The 19627-nt window shown below is 58.5% G+C and carries 26 protein-coding genes; 1 reads left to right on the top strand and 25 read right to left on the bottom strand.

The features are described from left to right. Positions 1-5 precede the first annotated feature (5 nt). Complete coding sequence (locus ACUXV1_RS15700; protein ID WP_446015847.1) at positions 6-638, bottom strand: hypothetical protein; 633 nt, start codon at positions 636-638, stop codon at positions 6-8. Then, positions 631-1314 (bottom strand): C40 family peptidase, encoded by a 684-nt coding sequence (locus ACUXV1_RS15695; protein WP_446015848.1) that lies wholly within the window; start codon positions 1312-1314, stop codon positions 631-633. Before ACUXV1_RS15695 ends, ACUXV1_RS15700 begins: the two co-directional genes overlap by 8 nt. 118 nt (positions 1315-1432) lie before the next feature. Between ACUXV1_RS15695 and ACUXV1_RS15690 the strand changes: the two genes are divergently transcribed. Continuing rightward, positions 1433-1687 (top strand): hypothetical protein, encoded by a 255-nt coding sequence (locus ACUXV1_RS15690; protein ID WP_446015849.1) that lies wholly within the window; start codon positions 1433-1435, stop codon positions 1685-1687. On the opposite strand, the gene ACUXV1_RS15685 is transcribed toward ACUXV1_RS15690, so the two are convergent. The 23 genes from ACUXV1_RS15685 to ACUXV1_RS15575 all read right to left on the bottom strand — a co-directional run bounded on the left by ACUXV1_RS15685 (position 1666) and on the right by ACUXV1_RS15575 (position 19618). Beyond that, positions 1666-1953 (bottom strand): hypothetical protein, encoded by a 288-nt coding sequence (locus ACUXV1_RS15685; RefSeq protein ID WP_446015850.1) that lies wholly within the window; start codon positions 1951-1953, stop codon positions 1666-1668. The genes ACUXV1_RS15690 and ACUXV1_RS15685 overlap by 22 nt on opposite strands. A 56-nt stretch (positions 1954-2009) precedes the next feature. Further along, positions 2010-2708: a phage minor tail protein L gene (locus ACUXV1_RS15680; protein ID WP_446015851.1), complete on the bottom strand. Its 699-nt coding sequence runs from the start codon at positions 2706-2708 to the stop codon at positions 2010-2012. A 1-nt stretch (position 2709) separates the two neighbouring features. Continuing rightward, entirely contained in the window at positions 2710-3054 is a 345-nt protein-coding gene (locus ACUXV1_RS15675; protein WP_446015852.1) for a phage tail protein, read from the bottom strand. Between the two features lie 14 nt (positions 3055-3068). After that, on the bottom strand, positions 3069-6794 hold the full coding sequence (locus ACUXV1_RS15670; RefSeq protein WP_446015854.1) for a tape measure protein: 3726 nt from the start codon (positions 6792-6794) through the stop codon (positions 3069-3071). Between the two features lie 65 nt (positions 6795-6859). Next, positions 6860-7177, bottom strand: a complete 318-nt coding sequence (locus ACUXV1_RS15665; protein ID WP_446015856.1) for a hypothetical protein — start codon at positions 7175-7177, stop codon at positions 6860-6862. 221 nt (positions 7178-7398) lie between these two features. Next, positions 7399-7857: a hypothetical protein gene (locus ACUXV1_RS15660; RefSeq protein WP_446015858.1), complete on the bottom strand. Its 459-nt coding sequence runs from the start codon at positions 7855-7857 to the stop codon at positions 7399-7401. A gap of 88 nt (positions 7858-7945) precedes the next feature. Next, the gene (locus tag ACUXV1_RS15655; protein WP_446015860.1) at positions 7946-8113 is read right to left on the bottom strand and encodes a hypothetical protein; all 168 of its coding nucleotides are present in this window, start codon (positions 8111-8113) and stop codon (positions 7946-7948) included. 435 nt (positions 8114-8548) lie between these two features. Further along, positions 8549-8893, bottom strand: coding sequence for a hypothetical protein (locus tag ACUXV1_RS15650; RefSeq protein WP_446015862.1), 345 nt, complete (start codon positions 8891-8893; stop codon positions 8549-8551). Beyond that, entirely contained in the window at positions 8883-9668 is a 786-nt protein-coding gene (locus ACUXV1_RS15645) for a hypothetical protein (protein WP_446015864.1), read from the bottom strand. The genes ACUXV1_RS15650 and ACUXV1_RS15645 overlap by 11 nt, the downstream gene beginning before the upstream one ends. 58 nt (positions 9669-9726) lie before the next feature. Then, positions 9727-10017 carry a phage tail assembly chaperone gene (locus ACUXV1_RS15640; protein ID WP_446019663.1) on the bottom strand — a complete coding sequence of 97 codons (291 nt, stop codon included), beginning with the start codon at positions 10015-10017 and terminating at the stop codon, positions 9727-9729. A gap of 47 nt (positions 10018-10064) precedes the next feature. Next, positions 10065-10532, bottom strand: a complete 468-nt coding sequence (locus ACUXV1_RS15635; protein ID WP_446015866.1) for a hypothetical protein — start codon at positions 10530-10532, stop codon at positions 10065-10067. 9 nt (positions 10533-10541) lie between these two features. After that, positions 10542-10955 carry a phage tail tube protein gene (locus ACUXV1_RS15630; RefSeq protein ID WP_081542540.1) on the bottom strand — a complete coding sequence of 138 codons (414 nt, stop codon included), beginning with the start codon at positions 10953-10955 and terminating at the stop codon, positions 10542-10544. Between the two features lie 38 nt (positions 10956-10993). After that, the gene (locus ACUXV1_RS15625) at positions 10994-11383 is read right to left on the bottom strand and encodes a phage tail terminator-like protein (protein ID WP_446015868.1); all 390 of its coding nucleotides are present in this window, start codon (positions 11381-11383) and stop codon (positions 10994-10996) included. A gap of 2 nt (positions 11384-11385) precedes the next feature. Then, a complete protein-coding gene (locus ACUXV1_RS15620; protein WP_446015870.1) occupies positions 11386-11766 on the bottom strand; it encodes a hypothetical protein in 381 nt (126 codons plus the stop codon). After that, entirely contained in the window at positions 11766-12122 is a 357-nt protein-coding gene (locus ACUXV1_RS15615) for a hypothetical protein (protein WP_446015872.1), read from the bottom strand. Before ACUXV1_RS15615 ends, ACUXV1_RS15620 begins: the two co-directional genes overlap by 1 nt. Then, positions 12122-12574: a DnaT-like ssDNA-binding protein gene (locus ACUXV1_RS15610; RefSeq protein ID WP_446015874.1), complete on the bottom strand. Its 453-nt coding sequence runs from the start codon at positions 12572-12574 to the stop codon at positions 12122-12124. Before ACUXV1_RS15610 ends, ACUXV1_RS15615 begins: the two co-directional genes overlap by 1 nt. An 18-nt stretch (positions 12575-12592) precedes the next feature. Continuing rightward, positions 12593-12901, bottom strand: coding sequence for a hypothetical protein (locus ACUXV1_RS15605; protein ID WP_446015876.1), 309 nt, complete (start codon positions 12899-12901; stop codon positions 12593-12595). Between the two features lie 32 nt (positions 12902-12933). Further along, entirely contained in the window at positions 12934-13896 is a 963-nt protein-coding gene (locus tag ACUXV1_RS15600) for a major capsid protein (RefSeq protein ID WP_446015878.1), read from the bottom strand. 9 nt (positions 13897-13905) lie between these two features. Further along, complete coding sequence (locus ACUXV1_RS15595; RefSeq protein WP_446015880.1) at positions 13906-14646, bottom strand: DUF6651 domain-containing protein; 741 nt, start codon at positions 14644-14646, stop codon at positions 13906-13908. Positions 14647-15084: 438 nt separating this feature from the next. Continuing rightward, the gene (locus ACUXV1_RS15590) at positions 15085-16158 is read right to left on the bottom strand and encodes a minor capsid protein (RefSeq protein WP_446015882.1); all 1074 of its coding nucleotides are present in this window, start codon (positions 16156-16158) and stop codon (positions 15085-15087) included. Next, positions 16158-17534 carry a DUF4055 domain-containing protein gene (locus ACUXV1_RS15585; RefSeq protein WP_446015883.1) on the bottom strand — a complete coding sequence of 459 codons (1377 nt, stop codon included), beginning with the start codon at positions 17532-17534 and terminating at the stop codon, positions 16158-16160. The genes ACUXV1_RS15590 and ACUXV1_RS15585 overlap by 1 nt, the downstream gene beginning before the upstream one ends. Positions 17535-17574: 40 nt before the next feature. Next, positions 17575-18852: a terminase large subunit domain-containing protein gene (locus tag ACUXV1_RS15580; RefSeq protein ID WP_446015884.1), complete on the bottom strand. Its 1278-nt coding sequence runs from the start codon at positions 18850-18852 to the stop codon at positions 17575-17577. Continuing rightward, on the bottom strand, positions 18836-19618 hold the full coding sequence (locus ACUXV1_RS15575) for a terminase small subunit (RefSeq protein WP_446015886.1): 783 nt from the start codon (positions 19616-19618) through the stop codon (positions 18836-18838). Before ACUXV1_RS15575 ends, ACUXV1_RS15580 begins: the two co-directional genes overlap by 17 nt. Positions 19619-19627: the final 9 nt, after the last annotated feature.

Genomic DNA, 19627 nt, shown 5'->3' with positions numbered 1-19627 from the left:
GCGGGCTAGATGAGGATAGGTGGGCTACTTGGCAATGGGCCGGTGCCGATGTCTTCGACGCTGACGCCGGCGGAAATCACTGTGCCGCCAATCAGCACCGTGCCAGTGCCGATTGGAATGGGCAGACCCTGCGCGCTGGTCTGCTGCGCGCCGTTGAACCAGTAGTTCGGCTTGCCGTCCTTGGCCTGCCAGTCGGGCTGCTTGGGGATGGGGGTGAGCATTTCGATGGCACCACCAATCATCAACCCCGCGCCGACATTCATCATCAAGCTGGCGACGCCCTCGCTTAGGAAGGGTGAGGCCCAGGGCATGGATATGGAGCCCACGACAGCAAGGGCCACCAGTGCTGCGCCTGCAAGGATGCGGGCGCCGGCTTTGGCACCCACGATCACCGGCATAATGAGAATGTCACCCTGGCTCACCAGTACAATTTCTTCCTCTGCAACATCCCGGTCAGCCACCATCACCCGATATCCGACTTTCTCCGGATCGCTCTCACGCAAGTACTGTGCAAATCCAGGCCAGTTGGCCTCCAGCATCCTGATGGCCTCCGCTACGCTGTCCACATAGGCAGCGAGCTCCTTCACAAACTTCTCGCCCAGCTCTCCGCCCAGGCGGACGGTACGTTTCTCACTCATGGCGCGGCCTCACAACGGTTACGGTGCAGCGCTGCCACCATCCGCCGTAGATGCTGACTTGGCTGGGCTGGTTGTAGAGCTGATGGAGAATTCGGGAGTCGCCGACATAGACGGCAACGTGGTTGATCACGTCGGCTTCACACATCATGAAGATCAGGTCGCCCCGCTGAATTTCGTCGGTCACAACCTCGACCGGCGAGGACGCCAGCCAAGCCGAAAACGGATTATCGCCGCGGTGCCAGAAGTCCTCTCGGGCCTCTGCGCGCGGCAGCTTGATACCAGTCTCGCGCTGGTGCCAGTCCTGCGCCAGGCTGAAGCAGTCGAACACCCCCCAGCAGAAGGGACGGCCTTCGTAGGGCGCCCGCCAGCCATTGGGCTCGGTCAGCGTGTGCTCACCGTTTGGCCAGCTGACAATGTGCCATGGGACCGCTGTGCGCTCGCACATCAGCCGATCCATCATCGATGGCTCGGCAGTATCGTCGGGATGGCTGTGCCAGATGCCAACGACCCGGCCCAGCCGCTCAGCAGCGGCGTAGTCCACCGGGTCGAGCTCGAACTGGGCATTCGGGTTGCCGGCGATGTTCCGGCACGGGTAGACGCGCCCGGAGTCAAGCAGCACGCCGCAGGCCTCCTGCGGGTGGGCCAGCTCCGCTAGGTGAAGCATTTCGTTGATCATGGTGCAGTCCAGAAATGAGAAAACCCGCCGAAGCGGGTGTAGTGTCAAATAGGTCAATTGCGAGTCGCAAAGTAGTCCATATAGCATTTAAAGCCACAACCAAGCCCAAGAGACCGTTATGACTCCCATTTCCGCAGCAGGTGCGTCTATCGACATTATCGCTGTCGCTCTTCAAGAGCTAGCCACTGATGAACAGCGCAAGTCAATTGCAAATTCTCTACTTAACCTTGCCTCGGAGCGCGCAGAACCTGTAGCCAATCAACTCATTGTAGCTGCAACGCTCATCGATATTGGGAACAAGCCTGCCAACGATGCTTTACGGGAACGCCTTGAAAAGGCAAAAGAACAGCCTCACCCTCTGCCAGCCAATTGAAGCAATAGCGCGTAAGGGTCTTTCATGATCGAGGCGATCCGTAGACTTTCTTCTACCGCCTCCATATCAACCACGAGCCCTATCTCGCCCTCCTCTCCCACAGCCAGACTGAGTGCATTAGGTGGTAAAATGCTCGGCAAAATTGTGCGCATTTTGCTCGGACTAATTTCGTTTCGATATTTCTCGACCATCTCCATCAATCTAATGATCACGCGATCCGAACTGGCCTGGTCCAACTTAATATTGAGTCCCTTAGGATTCATCATTTAGACACTCCTATTGAATATCTCGTCATGGCGGGTCGATTGAAAAGTTTGTCGGCTCAGCCGTAGCGGCGCAGCCCCAGCAGCCCTGGGAAATTGGTCTGATTGCCTCGGCACTGGCAGTCGCTGTAATGCTTGCCGCACCCGTCCTTGTTGGGATCGGTCGTCGGTTTCCCGTCAACGTCGAACATGGCGGCGCCGGCATAGCCACAGGCCGCGCTCCGATATTGTGTCTGGGCCGGGCAGTAGACGCTGGCCATCGTGTTCGGCACGGTCTTCCCTTCCAGATCCAGCGCGCTGACCAGCTCAAACTGCAGAACCGTACCGTCATCCCGGGTGCGCCGGTTCACATACCAGATTTCCTGTTGGTGGAACTCCGGCGAGCCCGCCAGCGCGCCGCCATCCAAGAACTTGGCGTAGGTGACCATGCGCGTCACCTTCCAACCGACCAGTCCTTTGAATTGACGCACCAACTGGGTGAAGATGCCGTAGATTGGGCCATTTGCACCCATCACCGCGTTCGCTATGGTCAGTGTCGGCCGCGGTGCGCTGCCTTGCACAGTCTTCTCAAAACCTTCCGCCTGGATTGCCCAAGGCTGATACTGCTGCCCCATGAAGCTGATCGGATTGGTGTTGGCGTCCGTGCCGGCCGGCGTGAAATACTGCACCGGGTATTGGGTGCCGGGCGGCGGGGCCAATTGAAAAAGCTCCACCCTCGCATCGAGGGTGAAGCCTTGGACGTCTTGCTGAATTTGCATTTCACATCCCAGGATCGAATACCTGCTCAAAGCTGCAAGTGATGGTGTCCGCGCCCTTGTCTTGGTTGATGCGCTGCCATTCATTGCAGATGAACTTAGCTGCTAGCCGGCCTGCATGCGCATACCAGAACCAGCGCACGCCGCCATGTCGGGCCAAAAACGACTCAAGGGCATCCGCAGATGCCCTTGAGAGGTTGTTGAAAGAGAGCGAGAGCCTCACAGGCATAGAGTTGATCCCGCTCGGAACGCGCTGGGCGTAGCCATCGCCGAAGCGCGAAGTCGTCACGGCCGGATGGACGCTCGCGCTTGCGCCAAACGCTGGCCGCCAGGTGAATGTTTCTGTCATTTGATCTCCTACTATCAACCTCGCCCCATCCCTCTATAGATATCTCCCCCGGGGCGCATCTCGGCCTGAATCACCTGCTTCGCAACGGCGCGCATGGGCTGAACCAGGCCGGCCATCATCCTCTCAAACGATGCTGCGCCATTTCCTTGGCTTTCCTGCTTGTCGCCATGGAAGATGTTGGTTTGCTCGATCGACACGCCGCCCTCAGCCGGCCTGCCGCCTCCGCCCGTCGCCGGCATTAGCGGTGTCACATGCCCGCCCTGCCCCGGCATCATCAGGAACTGGCTACCGCCGTACATTAGCAACTCAGGCATGCCGCGTTCGTTCACTGGATGCAGAGTGTTGGGATAAACCGGGCCACCGAATGCGCGACCGGGGCCAAGGCTGCCATTCTCAATAATGGAGCCAGGCTGCGTTGACCCGCCACCAAGCATCCCAGCGGCGAAGTCCATCAAGCCGCCGGCCCCCGAGGAGAGCCAGCCTCCCGCAGAGCTCAACAACCCCGCAGCAGCCTTCGCCGCCATGATCTTGTTAATCTCGCGCAGCACGCTGACCGAGAACTCCTTCCAGCCCAGCTTGCCGGTTTCGAAGAACTGAACCATACCGGCTTCCATGCTCGAGGTCATCGCGTTGAAAACTGCGCCCGCAGCTTTGGCGTTATTGGTCGTTGAGTCAAGATAGTCGGCCATGGCCGAATCCCAGCCGGTCACGAAGTCACGGCTCTTGGCGACGTGCTCGTCGTATAGGGACATCAACTGCTGATATTCTTCAGAGGTTGCCGTGATCTGATTCTCCTCCAGCTGCAAAGAGAACAAGTAACGCTCACGAGCAGTCGTGCCTAGCCCCATCACCGCGATCTGTCGCATTAGTTCGTCGGAGTACTTCCGCACAGCTAGGCCGCGGCGGCCGTCTGCCTCCAGACTGACCAGCTTTTGCTTCTGGTCAATCTGGGCATCCAGCGCCGTAAGCCGTTGCTGCCTCGCCTTCGACTCGTCCTTGTCCGCTGGCATCGGCGCGGCCCGCAGGGTCTCTCGCTCGGCGCGCAGATCCAGCAATTCTTTTTCGGCCTCGGTCAGCCTCTCTACCTTCACGCCGATCTTATCGAGCCGAGAAAGGTAGGCTTCGGCCGCCCGAATCCCAGACTGCGACTTCTCGACATCGGAGTAGTAGTTCTCCAGACCCTTGACCGTCTTCTCCATGCTGACCTTCTTCTGGGACAGCAGGATTTGCTTGTCGAGATCGGCCAACTCCTTGCCACGGTCGGCGAGGCCGCGCTCCGTCAGTCCAGCCCTGGTCTTGGTGGCGAGTTCGTAGCGCTCGGCCTTGAGTTTGTTCAGTTGCTTCTCGCCCTCGGTCAGCTTCTGCGCGGCGCTTCCCAACTGGCTGTACTGGTCGATCATTTGGGTCAGGCTACGGATGTCTGCCTCAAGTCCAGCAATCCCGCTCTCGCCGCGCGACAAGCCGGCCCGAGCCTTCCCGCCGCCCTCACGCTCCTTGAACATCAGTTCGATCTGGGCGATGTTGGCTTGGTACTTGGCTAGAGCCTTTGCCTTGTCCTCATTGGTCTTTGCCTGCGCAAGCGCCCGGTCGTAGGCGTCTTGGTTTTTCTTGAGGGCCGCAGCCTTCTTCTCGGCCTTGGACGCGTAGGTCTCATCGCCGAGGAACTTGGTCAGAGCAGTCTTTCCTCCGACTCCCTTTTGCCATGCAAGGTTTCCATCGCCGTCCTCCGAATACCATGGATCTAGCGCCCCTTTGAGCTGTTGCTTTTTGGCCTCGTCATATGCCTTTACTGCAGCATTCTTCCGAGCCAAAGCAGCCATGTATTCCTTGTTCGCTTTGACGGGGTCGACAGTCACTTCCAAGTCGTCGCCCGCTCCAGCAATCCCCCGTATAGTTTTCTTCCCAGACTTGCGGGCCTGATCCATCTCAACTAGGAATTGCTCTGCCTTCCTAACTTCTTCCCTTAGGGCGTTAGTGTCCCCCTTCCCCTGAGCCTTTGCGATTCGCTGACTGGCAAGCTCGTTTTGCGCCGCCGCGTTGCCAGCTGCAGCGGCCACCTCGTCCCAGTAATAGACAAGCGCCCCGAGAGCAAGAAAAGCCGCACCCCATCCGCCACCAACCAGTGCAATAGCGCCATTAGCAAAATTGGTTGCAGCTCCCAAAGCTCGTGCAGAAATACTGGCTCGGTCTTTGGCAGCGGCCAGCGTATTCGTTGCCACCGTCTCAGCTGCGGCAGCTTCAGCGGCACGGCCGGCGGCGGCAGTCTGGACCGTGGCAGCTTCGGCAGCCGTCAACTCTGCCTTGGCAAGGCGCTCATCGGCCATTGTCAACGCATTTGCCATCGCAATTGCCCGCCCATTGGCTTCTGCAACACGCTGCTGCTCCAGAGCTACCGCCCTGCTGGCTGCCACGACTTCTGCGGATGTAGATGCAACAGCCGCTTCCGCTCTTGCCAGCCGCTCAAACGAAGCCGTTGTCTTGATCAGCTCTCCCTGGCGCGCCGCCTCAGCGGCGGCATGCTCTCTGGTCGCCAAGTTAGCGGCGTCTTCCGCTGCGGCCAGCCTGGCCCTGGCTGATGCCAGCGCGCCAGACTGCTCAACCTGGCGCGCCTCGCCCGCGGCGAGCGATGCCATGAGCGCAACCCGCTCTCGGTCTGCCACCGCCGATGCCATGCTTGATGTTGCTCGCTCCTGCCCGGTTCGTGCAGCGTCCAATTGCATCATTGCAGCTGATTTCTCGGACTGTGCCCTCCTCAGGGCAGCTTGACTGGCCAGTTCATCCCCCTTCGCAACCTGCACGGAAGAAAAATACCGCTCCATGTTGGCCTGAACCGCCGCCGCTGCGCCGGCTGCATATCGTACGCCAACAGCAGCTATCGCCAACTCGCCGGCCGTGGCCACCGAATCAAGGTTATCAGCAAGCAGCTTTGTGGCACTGCCAAGGTTGGCAGACGCACCCGTTGCACGGTTTTGCTCGTCGATGAACTGCCCGAACGAATTGGTCAGGTACTGCATGCCGCGGGATGCGGTTTGCGGGATCTTTTCGGCATCCTTGGCGATCTGGTCAGACGCCTTCAGCAGCGCGCTCGCGATCACCTCCGACGTCAGCTTGCTCTCGCTCGAAAGCTTCTTCAGCTCGCCTTTTGGCACACCAATTGCATCCGCCAGCTTTTGCATCAGATAGGGTGCGTTTTCCATCAGGGAGCGGAACTCATCACCCTGGAGCACGCCAGATCCCAGCGCCTGGGACAGCTGAAGCATCGTAGCCGAGGATTCTTGCGTTCCCGCTCCGCCAATTGCCAACCCTTGCCCAACGGTCTGCGTAAGCTTGACCGTGTCTTTGTAGGTCTTGCCCATATCCGCCATCGCCTGATTGGTCCGGGCGAAAAGCGCAGCATTGGATTGGAAGTCGGTCTGGGTCCGCTGCGACATTTCGTAGAGTTCACGCTGCGCGGCGACAGCGCGATAGGTCGATCCCGTTACCACCTCCATCCTGGCGGCAATCATCGACCAGCTATCTGCAACGCGGATAAGCTCCGTCGCAGTATTGATTCCGGCGTAAGCGGTCACCATCGAAAGCGCAGCAGTCTGTACGCGGGCGAATTGGCGCGTAGCCGAGTCCGCGAAGCCGACAAGAGAACGCTCAGCCTGGGCCCCCTTGTGTTGCAAGCTGTCTAGCGCGCGCTCTCCTTCACGCAATCTGGTTGCGTCTACATGAAGAACGAGGGTTGCTACGTCCATTTTGCAGCTCCAATAAAAAAACCCGCCTAGGGCGGGTGTGTGGCTTCAACATGTATTCAATAGTTTTATTGGCAGTGGTACTTCCACTGCACCTCTATTGCATTACCATTTTTTTCTTCGGTATCTACTGAGCAATTCTCATTTAAGCAGGATGCGATGAACCGCTTCCAGCCTACTTTCCCGCCATACGTATTATTTGCGTTGAACTCACCACAAACTGTGACCGTTGCGACACCATCCTTCTTGAAAATCTTTGCATCTCGGACTTGTACACTATCGCCATCAATGACGATCTTTGAAATTGCTGTTTTCGCATCTGCCACAGGATCGGCGCAAGAGACGAGCAAGGGTATAGATAAAAGTACCACTATTGCACGGAACATAAAACCCCCCATCTTATTGAAGATGGGAGGTTAGCATGGATGGGAGTAAGCCACCATGACATACAACTGAGCACCCTTGCTTGCCACGTCTGGACGTCTGCGCCGAGGTACGCCGGTAGGTTCAGACTCCAAGAAACTACGTATACATGACGCTATGAAATGACAAAGCCCCGCAGTGGCGGGGCTGGAAGACATCAGTCACATTGCAGCGTGAGGCATTTCTACTGCACGGAGAGTGATAGAAACTTTCGTGGTTTAAGGAAGTCAGTCAACGACCTTTGTGTAATCTCATCCATCCGATATCCAACACGGCCTGCGGGATTTATCGTCAGCTTATATTTTTTGCCATTTTTCTCAAAAAGAAACGAATTATCGACGAGCCGTGCATTTTCCATAAAGGAAAACTCTTCATCATCATCGTAGTGGAGGTGCATGCAATCGACCACCTCCTGACTCTTTCCAAGCAAGTAGAATTTATAGCTAACGCCTTCATAGGGAGCATTTTCCAAGACGACAAGGTAAAGGCCGACATCGCTTAGAAAATATTGACATGCTATCTTCTCGTACAAATCCTCTATACCAAGGCTTTTTCTTTGGAAATGCAGTGCGTAGTGTGAGCCGCCGGTTTCAGTCTTTCTATCAACCTCAACCAAGCTAAAATAATCTACTGAATTTTCCACTTCGAAAACTCCTCAAGCTCATCATCAAAGGCATCTGCAACGCTCTCCGCCCCGCGACCGCGGGGCCTTTCATGTCCACCAGATCGCCTCAATGCCGCTTGCGATAGTGGTCGTTCGTCGACTTGTTCTTGTAATGGCCACCCTTGTGCGAGGAGCCTTTGCCGCCAGAGTAGTGCCCGCCGCCATGCTTACCAGCGAAGGAGACAGCGGGAACGGCAAGAGCCATGGCAGCGATCAGCAAGAGAGCTTTTTTCATCTTTGTTGTCCTGTTGGGTCAATGAGCATTAATTATGACATTGACAACAAACTGACTCCAGCATGAAGCTTGGGCATCACGCCCAACAGGACAACAATATGCTTAGGCTAATCGCTCTCGCCCTCTCCACCCTTCTGCTTGCCGCCGGACCCGCCAGCGCCAAACCGGTGTCAGATCAGCAGATCAAGCGCGCCATCATCAAAGAATCCATCGAGTCGTACTACGGAAACTGCCCGTGTCCGTACAACACTGCGCGCAATGGCAGCTCATGCGGGCGTCGCAGTGCGTACAGCCGACCAGGTGGGGAGTCTCCGATCTGTTACGAGAAGGATGTGACGAAGGAGATGGTGAGGGAGTATAGGGAGAGGATTAATAATAAATCGTAAGAATACAACTAATAGCCCCAATATTTAAGGGCTATTATTGACTCTCGAATTATTTTTTTTCTATAAACTTTTTTACCGATTGACACTGAACCATTGCTTCATTCTCGGTGATGGTATCGTTCAATTTATAATCTGCTTTACATCTCAGGCCATGCATGAACCGGAGCATAATTGCTTCAGGCTTAAGCCCGGCTCGCTCGAATCTCAATGACAATTGCTCGTGACTACCAGTCATAACATTGACAACTGGTAACTTCTTATTCTCCGCAAGAAATAAGGCATGATGATACGCGCAATAATAGGCACGACCTACACTATTCCTCAGCTCAGCCTCGACACCAGAACCTTTCATGGAATCCGCCAGCAGAAACAAATCCCGATAGTCAATTGACATTTGCCATTACCGAAATTATAGGAAGATTATGAACCGTCGGGACATCAAGCGCTCCCAAAGCATCAGCGACAATGAAGTTAATGTCTACTAAATTTTCAACATTGGTCGGGACTAAAAACTGCATTACTGGGCCAGCCTCAGGAATCCTCTCAAATTCAATCCTAACCTGCCACGGAGGGATGTTAAGCAATATCAATTGCTCTCTTATAGCCTTCACTGCACAATCAACCCACAATGAAAGCTGTTCTTCAACTAAATTTGCTTTCTTTAAATTTTCAATTACTTCATCTATCCAACCTACTGTCAATCCACCTTTTTCGGAATTTTTAAGCATTTCATCATCATCAGCATTGCATAATAGGTTCCGAGCAGCCTGGACATGGCCACTTAAAGTTAGCTTGTGTGCAAATTCAGTGTCGGAAATTCCTGCGGTGCCTAAAACACGTTCCTTATGCAGTTTCATCATTAGTTCATATGATTTACTAACCAATAACATATTGCAGAATGCCGTATATAAATTCTCTGCAATGACAGAGGAGTTTGGCTTAATTTCCAGAGCTTTTTTGAAATATTCTTCAACCTCATCAGGCACACACTTTACTGTGGCGATCATGCCCAACAGATGATATCCATCTGCGGCTTCATCACGCCCCTTTTTAATAAGCGCGCGAGCATCTCTCTCCCATTTACGAATAGTAAATTCGGATGGAATTTGATAAGAGTGAACAACTACATTGATCTCATCGATCAACGAGTGCGTGATGGGCTGGGGCATTGGCATGCACGCACAATAGCATGCTTTTGCAATATAAATCTAACCAATCTACGCCACTTCACCCGCTAGCGCCCCCCACCAACAACGCCATAATCGCCCGCGACCGCGCCTCATCATCCTGCATCTGCTCAGCCAGCAGGGCGCCATCATCCATGGCCTGGACCTCTAGATAGTCGAGGTCCAGCTGCTTGAGCAGCATCACCTCCCAACCATGAGGCTGGCGCGAGAGAAGCCTCTCCCACGCGGCAATGTCACCATAGCTCAGCGGCTGCGGGCCATACCCGGACGACTGCCGCCCGGCCGACAGCTCGCAGAACCAGCCCCACAGGTAGGACACCTCCGGGGCCAGCTGCAGCGGGTTGCCGTGGCCGCGGCGCCGGAGGCTTTCTCCTTCTTTCAGCCGCTTGTCGAGCCGGAACTCTCGCCCGGCGTAGACTCGGACGGCATCGGCAGCGGCTTGATGAAATTTGTTAGCTCGCCGCTTTCTCGCAGCACGGCGTCACGAATCCAACTGGCCTTCGTAAACAGCGTTCGGGCCTCGGCAGGGCTGAATGGCAGTGCCTCCTTGCCACGGCTCAGCCCCTCCCAACCGGCTACCCGCGCCACGGCCAGGTCCAGCAGCAGCGCCTCGCGCTCGTCGTAAAGCAGCGGTTCCGGTGCTTCCTTGCCTGCTGCCTTGGCCTCGGCGAAGCGCTTCACGTCGTTGTCGTGCATCTTGCGCCGCAGCGCCTTCACGATTTCTGCTTCGTCCGACAAGACGCCCAGCCGCGCACCAGTCGGGACGCCGGTGACGTAGTGCTTCAGATCGAACCAGTGGATCTTGTCGCCGACGACCAGTTCGTCGTCCAGTACATCGAGAGCCATGCTTTCCCCTTATGCCCAGGTCACTGCGCCGGAAATGCTCAACGTGGCCGAGCCCTTCAGAACCGCATCCACACCGCCCTTCAGGTCGAAGGACATGACCAGCGCAGAGAAGGTGGCCGATTTGCCGTTGGGCAGCTCCAGCTTGAAGCGCCGCGGTTGATCTTCGTTCTGGGCCGCGTCGAGCAGCAGTTGGCCCGGGTCATCCAGAACCCGGTTCAGTTCGAACTGGAAGCCGCCATTGTCCTTCAGGCCCTTGCGCTTCTCTTTCGCAGTGGAGTCCAGCGTGGTGACGTCCAATTCAGACGCCTTGCCATCGAAACCGCTGTAGGACTGGATTTCTTTGATCTGGACGAAGCTAGGTTTGTCGCCGGCGCTCTCAATGCTCAGCTTGGAGCCTTGGGCGGAAATTGCATTGGATGGCATGTCGCCTCCTCAAAATGAAGAAGCCCGCTCGAGGCAGGCTAAATGGTGGAATATCGAATGGTGACAGGGACAATGCGGCTCACTCCGTCCGGTATCGGAGGGCCAATGGCTGGCTGACGAACCAAGCGCGCGCCGCCCAGCACATCGCCAGCGGGATATAGCGCCTGCAAGGCCTCGGCCAGCTTCTCAGCTTGCCTCGGTCCCTTCCCCAGCGGCACGCAGACGTTGATCTGGTAGAGCCCGATTTCGCTCACGCCGTACTCCAGGTTCACCGTCTCACCGTCGGCAGGCAGCAAGAAGGCACGCAAATACAGCCCGTCCGGAGGAGGCGAAAACTCGACGTTCTCCCAAGCCACAGGCAGCGCCTGACCTTTCGCCCATTCGGCAAGCCGCTTCTCAAGCGCCGCACGGATCGCGATCAAAGACACAACTACCTCCCATAGTGCGATGAGATTTCAGCCAGCGTCAGACGCACCATGCCGGCCGGCGCCTGCTTGGACCAGCCATACTCTAGCTTGACTCCGTATGGCATCGGGTTTACCAGCCAGGCATTCACGCCAACGATCTCGGTTGTCAGCACCCGCGCTACGTCGGCATGAGCATCTATGCCCGATTGCGTCGGCACACGGGCCATCGCCACCGGAAGTGCGCCGAAGCCAACCGTCCAGCTATTGCGGAATGCGCCGGTATCGACTGGCGATTTCAGCACCACCTTGTTGAAGGCTTCGAAGACGATCTTGCGCGCAACCACGTCCATGTTGCCCTTGGCCTTGGCTACAATACGCGTCAGGTCTACGGAGAACTGCCCCATCAGCGCCTCACTTGCAGGTCGTAGAGGATCGGAACGCCATTAGGGCCGACTTCTTTCACGCCCTCGATGCGGTAGCGCCGCCCGCGCACAAGAGTGACGAACTGCCCAGGTTCAGGCGGAAACCTGGGCACCGCCAACAAAACGCGCTTGTCACCAACCTTCACCAGTCCTGCCGCGAAAAGCTGGCCAGCGGACTGAAGATCAAAGTCCAACTCGATGCCCGGCACGGTATCGGTCTCAACCGTCTCGGTTTCGCCGCCCTGCTCCGGGTCGTAGCCGCCAGCGACGCGGCGTTCGATCTTTACATCTTGACCGTCCTCTCGCAGGTCCGCGGCGATTTCCTCGACTTCAGTCATCACCCCCTCCTCAACCGAACCTGCCCGCCACCAGCCAGCAAGGGGCGAATCAGCGCGTCAACAATCGGGAAACGACCACCCCCGCCCTGGGCGTAGTCTTTTCTGATCGGCCCGATGGTTTTGGAAACCAGCATGCGGCCATCCGAGTCAACAAACAGCTCGCCTTTCAGTGCCCGCAACGCCAGCTCTGCCTGAGCATCCTTGAGCGCCTTCGGCACACCAAGAAGCTGCCGAGGCCATTCCAGCGCCTGAGTGGCAGACACCCGGCTGCCAGAGAACTGGTAACGTCCGCCCAAGTACTGCGCAGCACGTCGAAGCGCTGCTTCCTTAGCTATTTCGTCACCGGACCAGCCCGTATGCCCCATTGCGGCATGGTATTCGTCGGCCTCGGTCACAGAAATATAGCTCTGTGCGTCCGGCAGACCCGCGCCGTTCTCTACGATCAGCGCCATGCCCGTCTCCCGGCTCGGTTACACGGCAACGCCCAAGGCATCAGCGGGCTCAACCGCGGCAACGTCGCCAGCATTTTGATCAGCAACTTCATTCGCGCGACCTTTCTTCTTGGGCTTGGCGGGCTTGGCGTCTACCGCCACATCCAGCACCTCGAAACGCTCAGCGTAAGCCGGCGGAACGTCGCCGGCCACCGCATCGCACAGCTCGATGGCATCGCCCGGCCAGTAGGCCAAGGAGTCGCGGATGATCAGCCGTTCTTTCGCAGCTATCTCGCGCTGTTCCTTCGTCGCCGGACCCGCGATAAACCAGAGGATTTTCTTGCTCATGCAAACTCCATAAGGGGCCGAAGCCCCCACGTTTACTTGGTGGTCAGGATGACGCCAGCGGTGTCTTTGTGACTGGTGGCGGTCTGGTCCCAGTTCGAACCGGTGCCGATGGCGGTATTGGTCGGCGATTTACCACCGTTTGCCATGTCCCAGGTGTAGCCGGCGATACCCAGGTTGTAGGACCACTCGGCCTGATAGGTCGCACCGATGTTTTCCTTGCCAACGTTGGGGATGATGACGCTATTGAAGTCGTCATTGCCGCTGACGACTACACCGTTGCCAACCAGGCCCAACGTACGGAACTTCGGTTCGGCATTGCCGGCGCCCGGCAAGACCAGTGCCTCGGAGTCGGTCACTACGAATAGCCGGCCGAACGGGTCACGCAGAACGTTTACACCGTCGTAGGAGAACAGGCGCTCGGTGTTGGCCAGCGCGTTGTCGTACAACTTGCTCAACGTGGACGAATGCAGCACCCAGGCCAGGATGGCGCTGGAGCGGTCACCGAACTTGAACGACGCCTTGTTGAGCAGACGGAACGAAGGGTCTTCGGTGCCATCGCCGGTCGAGACGGCAGCATTGCCCGACAGTGCCGCCACGGCCCCGCGAATGCCAGTGTCCAGCATGTCGGCCACGCGTGCCTTGGCAAGCTGCTCACCGATCTTCAGCGCTGCCAGCTCGGGGTTTTGCAGCACCCACTGGTATTGTGCCGGCTCGTAGTCGATCGGCGGCGTGCCGGCGGCGACCTTCACAGAGGCGTTCAGCAGCTGTTGCAGTCGCTTGGATTGCACAGCGTCGTTGCTGTACACGTTCCGGCGGCGAACCAAGCCGGAAATCGCCTTGAAGCTGGCGGTGATGTCGAAATCACCGGACGCCGGCGAGTTCTGCAACGCGATAGTGCCCTGGGATGCTTCATTGAACTTGTTGACCTCATTGGCCACCGTTTCGGTGATGGTCAGATAGGTCTGCTTGTTGAAAACCTGCAGGTCAAATGCCATGTTGGTTCCTTATTTTGCGTTTGCTTGGAGATACGCGACGCGTTCAACATCGGTCTTGCAGTCGGCAAGGCTCTTGGCACTGCTGTGGCTGCCGCCACCGGCGCCGCCACCTGAACCGCTACCGGATGAGCCTGAGCTTTTCAGGATGCTGTCCTTGTGAGGGTAGCTGTCGATCAGCGTTTCCAGCGCCTCGTCGAAACCAGCCAACTCGCCCGGCTTAACTCGGCTGTAAAGCTTGCTTCCATTCGAGTCGTAAGCGACGACCTTGCCGTCCTCGACCTTGAAGCGCTGCCCGAAGAACGACTGGGCGATGTCGGCCGGTATGGCCAACTTTTCGGCGATGGTTTTGGAGCGGGAGAAAGAGCCACCGATCAGCTCTGTGTGAAGCTGGCCTTGCAGCTTGGTCAGCTCCTCTTCCTTGCCCTTCAGACGCCCTTCATAGGCCGCGGCCAGCTCAGCTTTGACCTTCTCCGCCTCGCCGGCATCGATCAGCTTCTTGTCGTCCAGGTTCTTCAGGGTCTGGAGCGCCTTCAGTGCTACCGCCGGGTCTTCGATTCCCTCGAACTTCTTGGCCAGAGCCTCGGCAGCCTCGCGGGCCTCGCGGTGCGATTTAGCCTCGCCGTTCAGCTGGGCGATCTTTTGCATCGCGGCGCCCGCATCGAACGGGATTTCCTTCCCGTCGTCGTGGATGTAGACCGGTTTGCCATCGGCCAGCACAACGTTGCCGTTCTCGTCGAGTTTCAGTTTCATACGTGGATTTCCATCCTATGAGTTGCGGCTTTCCAGCCAAGAGCACCGCATCACATCCGTTCCGCGGCAGAAATGAAAAAGCCCCAGCGATTGCCGGGGCCAGAAAGCAAAAACCCGCTCAGGAGCGGGATATCGTGGTGATTCGTTGTTTGTCAGAAGGTGGTCATCTTGCCATTGGCCAAGCAGGCAACGCAGACTTTCACCCGCGACGTGCCTTTGACGCCTCGGCTGGCCGGCCCTTGCTGGGCATAGAACCACGTCGAGCCTGAGCACGTCGGGCAATAGTCGGCACAGAGCGGCCGGCGGCACGGGTCGGTTGGCGAATTCTCTGGGATTTGACGCGCGGCATCAGCCTCGAAAAGCGCTTCGGGCATTTCCGGGGGCTGAGGCGGGCCGGGCGGGATGCCCAGCTGTTTGAGGAGCTCGTTCACCCCACGATTATACCAGTCCAGCCACCTCAAATGCCGCCTTGTTGCGCTCTCTGAGCTCGTCAATTGTGTACTCGTGGCCACTGGCGTCAGTGAATCGATCCAGGCTCAGGCCTCCATCACGGTATAGCTGCCCCTTGGCCTTCCCCAGCACTTCGTCTTGCGTCGCTGCTGGCTGCTGCCGAAGCCAATCGCTGTAAGTCAGCCCTTCCGGCACTTGCCCGTTTAGGCTGGCCCGCGTGGACTCCGGCAACTCGCCCATGTCGACACCCAGCTCACGCCACGACTTCAGCACAAACACGACCGCAGACCGGCAGTTGATGTGCGCCGGCGGGCGCGGGCCCGAGTTGACCGGGTAGACCTTGCCATCTCGACTGCGGCAGATGCTCGACGTTCGCATGTCCAGCGTCGCCACCCACTTCACCCCGGCGATCAAGTCGGCGTTGGCATTGGCCACGCTTTGCCGGCTGAAGTTGGCGTAATGGTTGACCGCAGTCCGTGCTATGGCCTCCGCCGCGCGTCGGTCGGTCTCGATAAGTCCATCCGCGTAGCCCAAGGCTCGGGTGCCACGGATGCGCTGGATGATTTTGGCGACCGGCTCGCCCTCCAGGAAGCCCATCCGCAGCGCGTCGCGCAGCCTGCCCGCTTTGCCCTCTTCTAGTCCGTCGAACCACTCGCGCAGCAGCCTGCCCTGCATCGGCCTCGCCATCGCTGCAGCGTAGGCAGCCTCCGGCGTTACGCTGGCGACGCTGATTTGCACCGGTAGTAGGCCGCGGAACAGGTCGTATTGCCACTCCACCTCGGACGCCACCAGGCCGGACAGCTCGCCCTCCAGCGTGATCCGCGCTTGATCGTACGCGGCGCGATTGAGCTGGCGGACGGATCGCAGAATCGCGTCCAGCCGCTGCACCGTGAACGTGTCCGCATCCAGATCGACCAACGCCAGTTGCAGCCGGGCGAACAAATCGGCGTCCGCTCGGTTGAGCAGCGCCATGATCTTGCGGACGACGTGCGAGCTGTATCGGCTCAGGTCGATCTGGTGAGCGATCAGCTGCAACAGCTGCAGCTCGTTGGCCGTGGCCATTACATCGCCCCCAACGGCGGAGCACTGGCCCGGCGCTCTTGCTCATCCGCCCAGGTCAGCGACTCGGAGATCAGCCCGCGGCGCTTGGCCTCGGCGAACATCGTTTCCGGTGACAGGCCCATCTTGACCAGCACGTCCATGGACGCGGATGGGTCAAAATCAGCGTCGATGTTGCCACTGATCTCCACCTCTCCGCCGTTGTCACCCAGGCCCATCCACATGGCCGTATAGTCGAGCGCCTTGGCGATCGAGTCTTCCAGCGCGTTGGCCATAGCTCGTAGCTGGCTGATCTCCTTCAGCGACTCGCCACGCGCCTGGCTGTCGGTCATCGCCAGCACCGAGCGGGTGAGCAGCTTCGCGCCGGCCACCTTCATCTGCTCTTCCAGATCAGCTAGAGACTCTTTGCCAGCAGAGATGGCCGCGCCCGTATGTTCGACATACTTCATGTCGCCGTTCAGCGGTAGATCAATCAGGCTCTTTCCGATTTGCATGTCGCTGCGCGGGCGGCCTTCCTGATCGAACTGAGGCTCGTGGCCAATTCGCGCCAGAAGCGGCACCCGCGCGGTATGCAAGATCGTGTCCTGATCGCTTTGGCTCTGCCAGTGCTTGACGTTCAGGTGCGCCAGCTCCAGTAGCGGCGGCTTGCCAGTTAGGAAGCCAGTGCGCTTGGTGTACAACGGGATCAGCGGAATTTCCTTGAGCGGCCCGCTGCCGGCGGTCATCTCGAACTCGTCGTGTTGCGTCCACCCAGCATCCGTTTCTCGATACAGCCGGCAACGGCCCGGTTCCAGAACCACGATCTGCTTGATCGACTTTACCCCGAATTCTCCTTCCGCCTCCTCGATCTGCTCGATGTAGCGGAACTGGACAAGGCGTTCGCTGCCACCGCTTTTGTCGGTTTTCCAGCCCAGGACAGATTTGGGCGAAATGTGACACCAGTACGGGCGCGCGCCGGCAGCCTTCTCGTCCGCCATGGTGCGGGCGCCCTCGACGCGCGGGTAGTTGACCAGCAAGTACGAGACGCCGCGCTGCAGCGCCTCGCCGAACCACGTTGCCGCGAAAACATCCAGGCTACGGCCCTCGCGATCCACGTTCAGCAGCACCTCCTTCTCAATCCTCGGCGGGACGTCCTTGCGGCTGATCTGGTCGCCGAAAACGCGGCCTATCATCTGCTCCACCGTCTCCGAAAGCGCCGGGTAGAGCGTGGCGGTTTTCAGGCGCGCGTCGTACTCCTGCCGATCCTCCAGCGGCCAGCGCGGCATGAACTTTTCCCCAGCAGCGCGCATGGCTTTCGTGCCGCCCATCAGCGCGTCGATGATCGGCCAGTCCTCGGCCATTGCCTTGATGGCTGCCGATTGGGTGCTGACGTCGGACATGCTACCTCCTGCGGGTAGTAAAAAGCCCGCTCGAAGCGGGCTACATGTTGAGTTTGGATTGGGTGGAAGTGCGCTTTGCAATCGGCCACAGCCTGACGATGGGGTATGTCCCGGCGTCATTCACGTGGTCGACACCGCTCTTCTTGTCCGGCTCGCCGTTGGCGTCATACGCCTGCTGCTCCAGCCCCTCTGTGAATTTGGGGCAGCGCCGCGTGTTGACCTTCAGGCGCCGCTCGCCGTTCGCATTCAGCAGCATGGCGTTGGTCGACAGCACGCGGTCCTTTACGGCCGGGTTGGCCGAGCCGACGCTGATCGTAAAGCCGGCCTGGCGCAGAATGGTCAGGTCGGACTGACTGGCGCTCTTGCTGCTTGTGTTCTGGCCGCTCGCGTCCGGGTAGACCGTGATCGCATGGTTTTTCGACTTCCAGCGCTCAACGATCATTCGCGCCATCTCCGGCGTGTCACGCACATCCACCAGCTCATCGACGGCAATCGGGTTTCCGTCGCGGATCACATAGACCACCGCGGCCATCTTCAGCACGTTGAAGTCCATGCCGACATGCAGCGGCTCATAAGGCTGCATCTCGGCGTCGGAATGGTTCAGCTTGCGGTCGAAGCACGGGTAGACGCTGCCGCTGGCCAAGTTGCAGAACTGCCCTTTCAGGTAGGCGTCAATCAGCTGCGGCGGGTATGTCAGGAACAGCGAGTCGATGTAGTCGTCCGGAAGATTCGCCTCGTTGTCGTAGGTCGATGCCTGGATCAAGCCATACAGCGCGGACAACTCCGGCTTGGCGGCGACCTGCTTCACGAACTGCTCGTAGACGAACTTGAAGCCCTCAGGCGTCGTGGTGACGTCTACGCCGTTCTTGAGGTTGTCCACCTTGTAGCGCATCCGGGCGATGATCTTCCGCCAGGCCGCGCGCGCCTTCTCCGCCTTCATGACATCCAGCTCGTCGCAGAGCGCTTTGCCGATCTTGAAGCCGACGATAGTCTCGGGCTTCTCCATCGACCTGCAGATAGTCGTGCCGCGGTACTTGCGACCCTCGTAGACGTGCACTTCCTTGTTCGACTCGTTGATTTTGACCTTCAAACCCCAATCAAACGCCACCTCCTCCACGGTCGGGTAGAAGATGTCGCGGATCTGGGCGTAGGTCGGGGCGAAGTACCCTGCGTTGATCAGCGGGTACTGCCAGAAGTGCTGCATCAGGCCGCCGCAGCCTACCCAGGTCTTGCCGGAGCCAAAGCCGGCGACGTAGGCGCGGAACTTGTGGTCCATCGCCAGGAAGCGCGACTGCGGGACATTAAGGCTTGGCATCATCGCCCCGCTTTCTGGCGTCCTTCACCTCGACCACGATCTGGACCGGTGCCGGCTTATCGTCGTCGCCTTCGTCAAGATCGCGGCGAATCTTGTCGGTCGCGGCCTGCTTGGCTGCCAACTCAGCTCGGTGCATCTCCTCGGCCCGACGCATCGCTGCGGAATCACGGAAAAGGCCAATGTGCTCAGCCACCTTGTTCAGCGCCGCGAGCTGGTCATGCATCTTCAGCTCCAGGCCTTCCTTGCCCTGCTTCACGCCAGCATAGAGCAGCCTGGCGGCGCCCTTCACGCGGCGAGTGTCGCTGACGAATATCTTGCCACGTCCTTCGCCGGAGCATTCGGGGCATTCCGGATTTGGTTCTCGCGTGGAGATGAAGCCGAAGCCGCCATCAGCAGCGGGCGGGTCATTGCCCTTCTCTTCGGCCTCTCGCTGGGCTCGCTCGAACTCGGCTTCGGTCCATTGGTACTGGTGGCCGGCGCCCCAGCAGTGCCGGCAGTTGTCGCGACGGTACTGCACCAGGTCGTTCGGGTCAGCGGTGGCGATCTGCCACAACCGATCAAGCACTTTGTCGGCGGTGATCTCGGTGCGCTTGGTGCGGGCTTGCTGCGCCTCTTGGACGGCTGCCTTGACGTCAACATTTGACAACAGCCGGTCGCCTATCTGGCGAGCCGTCTTCTGGCTATACCCAGATCGAATAGCCGCTTGCGTGGCGTTTAGGTCTATCAGATACTCGACCACGAAGCGGCGCTGTCTGTCTGTCAGTGCCATATCGTGGCT

The sequence above is a fragment of the Chromobacterium sp. W521 genome, from assembly GCF_052805975.1.
Note: the sequence above shows the minus strand (reverse complement) of the source record. Positions and strands in the feature narration are given on the sequence as shown.